This window comes from Aurantimonas sp. E1-2-R+4, from assembly GCF_036549515.1.
Taxonomy (GTDB): Bacteria; Pseudomonadota; Alphaproteobacteria; order Rhizobiales; family Rhizobiaceae; genus Aurantimonas; species Aurantimonas coralicida_A.
This window is the reverse complement of sequence record NZ_JAZHLK010000003.1, coordinates 145144-151482: the sequence shown is the minus strand read 5'-3', so window position 1 is coordinate 151482 and position 6339 is coordinate 145144. Positions and strand designations below refer to the sequence as shown.

Annotated in this window: 8 protein-coding genes; 4 read left to right on the top strand and 4 right to left on the bottom strand. The window is 64.3% G+C overall.

What is annotated here, in order from left to right; all coding sequences use genetic code 11:
- Complete coding sequence (locus VQ045_RS02905; RefSeq protein WP_331829094.1) at nucleotides 1–354, top strand: DUF2937 family protein; 354 nt, start codon at nucleotides 1–3, stop codon at nucleotides 352–354.
- A gap of 27 nt (nucleotides 355–381) precedes the next feature.
- Here the strand turns inward: VQ045_RS02905 and fabI are convergent, their stop codons facing one another.
- The 3 genes from fabI to fabA form a co-directional block, all read right to left on the bottom strand.
- On the bottom strand, nucleotides 382–1233 hold the full coding sequence (gene fabI / locus VQ045_RS02900) for an enoyl-ACP reductase FabI (protein ID WP_331829093.1): 852 nt from the start codon (nucleotides 1231–1233) through the stop codon (nucleotides 382–384).
- Between the two features lie 15 nt (nucleotides 1234–1248).
- Entirely contained in the window at nucleotides 1249–2466 is a 1218-nt protein-coding gene (fabB, locus tag VQ045_RS02895) for a beta-ketoacyl-ACP synthase I (protein WP_331829092.1), read from the bottom strand.
- Between the two features lie 104 nt (nucleotides 2467–2570).
- Entirely contained in the window at nucleotides 2571–3086 is a 516-nt protein-coding gene (gene fabA, locus VQ045_RS02890) for a 3-hydroxyacyl-[acyl-carrier-protein] dehydratase FabA (protein ID WP_206453716.1), read from the bottom strand.
- A gap of 225 nt (nucleotides 3087–3311) precedes the next feature.
- Here fabA and VQ045_RS02885 point away from each other — a divergent pair, with 225 nt between their 5' ends.
- Nucleotides 3312–3779 carry a hypothetical protein gene (locus VQ045_RS02885; RefSeq protein ID WP_327624397.1) on the top strand — a complete coding sequence of 156 codons (468 nt, stop codon included), beginning with the start codon at nucleotides 3312–3314 and terminating at the stop codon, nucleotides 3777–3779.
- A 174-nt stretch (nucleotides 3780–3953) separates the two neighbouring features.
- Nucleotides 3954–4400: an iron response transcriptional regulator IrrA gene (gene irrA, locus VQ045_RS02880; protein ID WP_327624396.1), complete on the top strand. Its 447-nt coding sequence runs from the start codon at nucleotides 3954–3956 to the stop codon at nucleotides 4398–4400.
- A gap of 138 nt (nucleotides 4401–4538) precedes the next feature.
- On the opposite strand, the gene VQ045_RS02875 is transcribed toward irrA, so the two are convergent.
- Nucleotides 4539–5084, bottom strand: coding sequence for an SH3 domain-containing protein (locus tag VQ045_RS02875; RefSeq protein ID WP_442872853.1), 546 nt, complete (start codon nucleotides 5082–5084; stop codon nucleotides 4539–4541).
- A 198-nt stretch (nucleotides 5085–5282) separates the two neighbouring features.
- On the opposite strand from VQ045_RS02875, the gene VQ045_RS02870 reads away from it, so the two are divergent.
- Nucleotides 5283–6284, top strand: coding sequence for a 2-hydroxyacid dehydrogenase (locus VQ045_RS02870; protein WP_327645193.1), 1002 nt, complete (start codon nucleotides 5283–5285; stop codon nucleotides 6282–6284).
- Nucleotides 6285–6339 lie beyond the last annotated feature (55 nt).

Below are 6339 nucleotides of genomic sequence, written 5' to 3'. Positions count from 1 at the left end.
CTGGAACCGCGCAACCAAAGATCCCAAGCGCATCCAATCCCTCTGCAACTATCCCTATATCAAAGCGGTGAGTTCATGAGCGCGACGGTATTACGCTCCGAGGAGCTGGCGCGGCGTTACCGTGATCTCGTCGACGCGGCGCCGCTGCTCCGGCCGTTCGTCGTTCTGGGTGATCTGGACTGGGCGATTACCGCGCGAGCCGGCAACGATTATCGTCCCGCTTTGCCAATCACGATCGACGGTTTCGTGCTGACAGCGACAGGATTCGGCCTCGGCTGGGCCTTCGGGGCTAGCGCCCATGGCGCGGCGCGGATGGGCCGCCGCCGATCCCGGCGGCGGATACGCTCGATCTGACACCGCCGCGTGGTGGAAAAATGCGGCCTAACTGCCGCCTTCGGCGCTGTCGTCCTCGCCCTCGATGACGGCCTTGCGATGTTCCTGCTCCTTGAGTTCTTCAAGCGAAGGCATCGACATGATGTTGTAGCCGGAATCCACATAGTGGATCTCGCCGGTGACGCCGTTGGAGAGTTCCGACATCAAATAGAGAACCGAGCCGCCGACCTCGTCTATCGAGGTATTGCGCCGCATCGGCGCATTGCGCCGCTGGAAGTTGAACATCAGCCGCGCATCGGAGACGCCGGCGCCGGCCAGTGTGCGGACCGGCCCGGCCGAGACAGCGTTGATGCGGATGTTGCGGGGACCGAAATCCGCCGCGAGATAGCGCACCGAGGCCTCCAGCGCCGCCTTGGCGACCCCCATGACGTTGTAGTTCGGCATGACCCGTTCGGCGCCGCCATAGGTCATCGTCACCATCGCGCCGCCATTGTGCATGATGGCGGCGGCGCGCTTGGCGACTTCCGTGAACGAGAAGCAGGAGATCACCATGGTGCGGGTGAAATTCTCCCGCGTGGTGTCGGCGTAAAGGCCCTTGAGCTCGCTCTTGTCGGAAAATGCGATGGCATGGAGGACGAAGTCGATCGAGCCCCATTCCGAATTCAGCGTGTCGAAGACCGCGTCGAGGGATGCCGTATCCTCGACGTCGCAGGGAATGACCAGCTTGCAGCCGATCTCTTCGGCCAGCGGCTTCACCCTCCGCCCGAACGCCTCGCCCTGATAGGTGAGAGCGATCTCGGCCCCTTGCGCCGACAGCGCCTTGGCGGCCCCCCAAGCGATGGAGTTGCGATTGGCGACGCCCATGATGAGCCCGCGCTTTCCTGCCATGAGGTCGCCCATAGTGCTCTTCAATCCTCAGTCCGTCACGCGTTGGAAGGCGAGGCAAGCATTGGTGCCCCCGAAGCCGAACGAATTCGACAGCACCCGGTCAAGCGTCACCCCGTCCATGCGTTCCCGCACGATCGGAATATCGGCGAATTCCGGGTCGATCTCATCGATATGTGCGCTCTTGGCGATGAAGCCATGCCGCATCATCAGCAGCGAATAGATCGCCTCGTGGACGCCGGTGGCGCCTTGCGAATGGCCAGTGAGCGATTTGGTCCCGGAGATCGGCGGGATGGTGTCGCCGAACACCTCGCGGATCGCCTGGATCTCCATGCGGTCGCCGACCGGCGTCGAGGTCGCGTGTGGGTTGATGTAGTCGATCGGGCCGTCGAGATGGGCGATCGCCTGCCGCATACAGCGCACGGCGCCCTCGCCGGAAGGCGCGACCATGTCGGCACCGTCCGACGTCGCGCCGTAACCGACGATCTCGGCGATGATGTTCGCCCCGCGCGCCTTGGCCCGTTCGTACTCCTCCAATACGAGGACGCCGGCCCCGCCGGCGATAACGAACCCGTCACGCGCCTTGTCGTAGGCACGCGACGCCATCTCAGGCCGGTCGTTGAAGTCGGAGGAGAGCGCGCCCATGGCGTCGAACAGCACCGACAGCGTCCAGTGGAGATCCTCGCAGCCGCCGGCGAACATGACGTCCTGCTTGCCCATCTGGATCGCCTCGCAGGCGTTTCCGATGCAATGGCTCGAGGTCGAGCAGGCCGAGGAAATCGAGTAATTGACGCCCTTGATCTTGAACCAGGTGGCCAGCGTTGCCGAGGCCGTCGACGACATCGCCTTCGGCACCACGGTCGGGCCAACGCGCTTGGGTCCCTTCTCGCGGGTCACATCCGCGGCCTGGACGATCGACTGGGTCGACGAGCCGCCCGAGCCCATAATGATGCCGGTGCGCTCGTTGGAGATGTCGCCCTCCTCGAGGCCGGCATCCTTGATCGCCTGATCCATGGCGACGTGGTTCCAGGCGGTACCGCCGCCGTGAAACCGCATGGCCCGCCGGTCGAGCAGCGTCGTCGGATCGAGCGTCGGCTTGCCGTGAACATGGGAGCGAAAACCGAGCTCCTTGTATTCCGGCGCGTGGCTGATGCCCGAGCGTCCCTCTCGCAAGGAGGTCAGAACCTCGCCGGCATCGTTCCCGATGGAGGACACGATCCCCATGCCTGTTACAACGACGCGTCTCATGTCTTTTGCCCTTTTGAATTGGGGGAGATGGCGGCTTGTCCCGCTGGCGCCAGAACTCCGCCTGCCACAGTGCGATCGACTGCCATCACCGCCGGGTCCCCGTTTCAGTCCGCCTTGTCTTGTGCCAGGCCGACCCGCAGGTCGCTCGCACGGTAGATGGTCTCGCCATCGGCCTTGAGCCAGCCATCCGCGATGCCGAGAACCAAGCGTCCGCGCATCACCCGCTTGAAATCGATGCCGTATTCGAGGAGTTTCGTCTCAGGCGTGACCATGCCCTTGAACTTTACCTCGCCAGTCGACAGGGCCATGCCACGGCCCTTTTCTCCCAGCCACCCCAGATAGAAGCCGGTCAATTGCCACATCCCGTCGAGACCGAGGCAGCCGGGCATGACCGGATTGCCCACGAAATGGCAGGGAAAGAACCACAGGTCGGGGGTGACATCGAACTCAGCGCGGATATAGCCCTTGCCGTGCTCGCCGCCGGTTTCCGAAACGTCCGTGATCCGGTGGACCATCAACATCGGCGGCAGCGGCAATTGCGCGTTGCCTTCGCCGAACAACTGGCCGTTGGCGCAGGCGATGATATCGTCGTAGTCGAAGGAGGTCTTTGCTGTTGCCATGGTCCGTTCGTATCCGCCCTCAAGTTCCCGGCTGTTTGACGTCCGTTTCGGATGCGCCCTTAGCACGCCTGTCGCGCGGCTGGAAACCGCCCGTATCAGCGACCGGCACCTGACCGGCGCGGCCGCGCTTCATTGTCGCCGCTATGTATGCTCGCTCGGGCAAACTTCGATAGAGGCGTCGGGTATCGACGTCGCATTTCATGCCGCCGCCAAGGAGACAAGCCCGTGAAAGGACGCGAAACGGCTGGCCTCGCCATTCTGGCCTGTACCGTCATCGTTGCCGCCGCGGTCGCGGCCTTGCCGGCCAGGGCGCAGAGCTGGACGGGGTCGGACGGAGCCGCGGGCTTCGCCGTTGCGGGCGACTATACCGGTCTGTCCTTCCGCTGCGGTCCCGATGGCAAGGTCGCGATGATCTTTTCCGGGTTTCCCGGCGGGTTGCAGGATGGCGACCGCTATACGGTCGGAGTGAGCGTCGACGGAACGGCCTTTCTGTATGAGGCGACCGCTCGCGAGGGCGAAGCGCAAGGAACGTCCGTCCTGGTCAGTCGCGGCTCGCCCGCCGGTCTCGCCGAATTGATCGCGGCGTTGCGCAAGGGGCGCAGCGCGGAAATCTCCGGCCCGGCCGGCCGCTACACCATTCCGCTCACCGGGTCCGGCAAGGCGCTGGACAACCTGCGGCGGACATGCGGCTAGCATGGGACCAAAAATGGTATCCGGCTTTCCGCTTGCATTCCGTACTGATTGACCAGGATCAGATGCCGAGCGGCATTTGTCGCGGCGCCCGACATCACGTATATAAGCCGAAAGAGCGTGGCAGACGCCGCGTTCCCCAGCTTGAACAAGATACAAAATTGGTGGCATTCAGCGATGGAAAACCGGCCGCGCACCCAAAGCTTCTGTGTGTTCGAGCGTCTGCGCTCGGTCGGGCTGCGTCCGACCCGCCAACGCGTCGCCCTCTGCAATCTGATGTTCGGCTCCGGTGACCGGCATCTGTCCGCCGAGGAGCTGCACGAAGAGGCGCATGGGGCGGGCGAACCGGTGTCGCTCGCAACCGTATACAACACGCTTCACCAGTTCACCGACGCCGGTCTGGTGCGGCCGCTCTCGGCTGAAGGCCAGCGCACCTATTTCGACACCAATACCTCCGACCACCATCACTTCTTTGTCGAGGACGAGAACGTGATGATCGACATTCCCGATGGCGGCCTGCGGCTCGAGCAGTTGCCCGAAGCGCCCGAAGGCATGGAAATCGTCAATGTCGATGTGGTCGTCCGGCTCCGCCGCAAACGGGCCGACGCTATCGCCGCGGAATAGAACTCCCGAACCTGCGGCCGTTTGCCGTTTCGTGTCGCGGCAGCGAGATGTCTCGCCCGCGGCCCGATCTGATGCGGCGGCCAGACCCGGTACCGCAACAGTGATACCGGGCTTCGGCGCGTTGGCCGCACCGCACGCCTATTCGAACGTTTCGTCCGGATAGACCCCCCAGATTTCCTGCTGACGCACGTAGCCGCTACGCTCGGCGACCTCGACCGAGCACCAACCGGCCGTGCACTCCGACACGGCCGAGACCACGCCCGGCTCGATTCGCGCCACCAGCGGCGCGTCGGTCGCCGGGCTCATGTGGATGTCGATCAGCGTTGCCTTGCCCTTCAGCCACGGCGCGGCGATGGAGGTGCGATGACCGGACAGCAGCGAGTAGTAGACCCAGCCCTCGGTGCCTTCCGAATCGCGAATCCGTCGCCACAGGTCGTATTCCTGGATGACTTCGACCGGCAGGCCGACTTTGAGATAGAGCCAGCTCACCGGATAGTCGCGGCCGGGTCCGATGCGAAGATTCACCCGACTTGCCTTCAGACTGACGTAGCGCGGCAGCGGCAGCTTCGAGACGGGCCCGGTCTCGACCGCCTGCGCGGCCGTAAACGGGATCGCGCCGGTCACCAGCATGGCGGCGCCGATAAAAGATAGGAGCGAGCGACGGATGGGTGCTGCGAGCGGCATTGAGAAACTCCGGACAATACGATGCGGTGCTCGGACGGCCGACGGCCGATGCGCGAACTGATGCCGAGGCTGTTCTGCCGGCGGAGGGAAACCCTTTGTTTTCACATCCCCGCCTTGCTAGGAGAGAGGCCTCGGCTCTCGGATCGAATGATCGTCCGTTTCGGTTAACAACGTCTTGAGTGCAAAGGATTGCGACCGATGACGAAGCGCGAGAAGCCGCTGGTGATCATCACGCGCAAGCTACCGGCGCCGATCGAGGCGCGCATGCGCGAACTCTTCGACACGCGGCTGAACGAAACCGATCGGCCGATGGAGCAGCATGCGCTGGTCGCCGCCGTCCGCGAGGCCGACGTGCTGGTCCCGACCGTCACCGACCGGATCGACCGCGCGGTGATCGAACAGGCCGGCCCGCGCCTCAAGCTGATCGCCAACTACGGCAATGGCGTCGACAACATCGACGTCGAGGCGGCGTTGGCGCGAAATCTTTTCGTCACCAACACGCCGAACGTCCTCAGCGAGGACACCGCGGACATGACGATGGCGTTGATTCTCGCGGTGCCGCGCCGGCTGGTCGAGGGCGGCACGCGCCTTCTCGGCAGCGAGCGTTGGCCCGGCTGGTCGCCGACCTGGATGGTCGGGCGGAGGATCTGGGGCAAGAAGCTCGGTATTTTGGGAATGGGCCGCATCGGCACCGCCGTGGCGCGTCGCGCCAAGGCGTTCGGTCTCGAAATCCATTATCACAACCGGCGGCGGGTTGACCCCAAGACCGAGGCCGAACTCGGCGCGACCTATTGGGAGAGCCTCGACCAGATGCTCGCCCGCATGGATATCCTCTCGGTCAACTGCCCCTATACGCCGGCGACCTATCATCTCTTGTCGGCGCGGCGCCTGGCGCTGATCCAGCCGCACGCGTTCATCGTCAACACCGCCCGCGGCGAGATCATCGACGAACGGGCATTGGTGAAGCTGCTGCAGGAAGATCGCATCGCCGGGGCCGGGCTCGACGTGTTCGAGGAAGAACCCGCGATCGACCGCAAGCTGGTGCGTCTCGCCGAGGAGAACCGCGTCGTCCTCCTGCCGCACATGGGTTCGGCGACGATCGAGGGCCGGATCGAGATGGGCGAGAAGGTCATCATCAACATCCACACGCTGATGGACGGCCATCGCCCTCCCGATCGCATCCTGCCCGGCGATTTTTGAAGAGCTCGGCCGACGCGGACGCCCCTTGGCAGGGCGCGTGTTCATCCATTGAGGT

Excerpts from the sequence above, each read along its gene's own strand:
- fabI (WP_331829093.1), bottom strand. The coding sequence starts at position 1,233 with ATGGGCGACCTCATGGCAGGAAAGCGCGGGCTCATCATGGGCGTCGCC.
- fabB (WP_331829092.1), bottom strand. The coding sequence starts at position 2,466 with ATGAGACGCGTCGTTGTAACAGGCATGGGGATCGTGTCCTCCATCGGG.
- fabA (WP_206453716.1), bottom strand. The coding sequence starts at position 3,086 with ATGGCAACAGCAAAGACCTCCTTCGACTACGACGATATCATCGCCTGC.
- irrA (WP_327624396.1), top strand. The coding sequence starts at position 3,954 with ATGGAAAACCGGCCGCGCACCCAAAGCTTCTGTGTGTTCGAGCGTCTG.
- VQ045_RS02875 (WP_442872853.1), bottom strand. The coding sequence starts at position 5,084 with ATGCCGCTCGCAGCACCCATCCGTCGCTCGCTCCTATCTTTTATCGGC.
- VQ045_RS02870 (WP_327645193.1), top strand. The coding sequence starts at position 5,283 with ATGACGAAGCGCGAGAAGCCGCTGGTGATCATCACGCGCAAGCTACCG.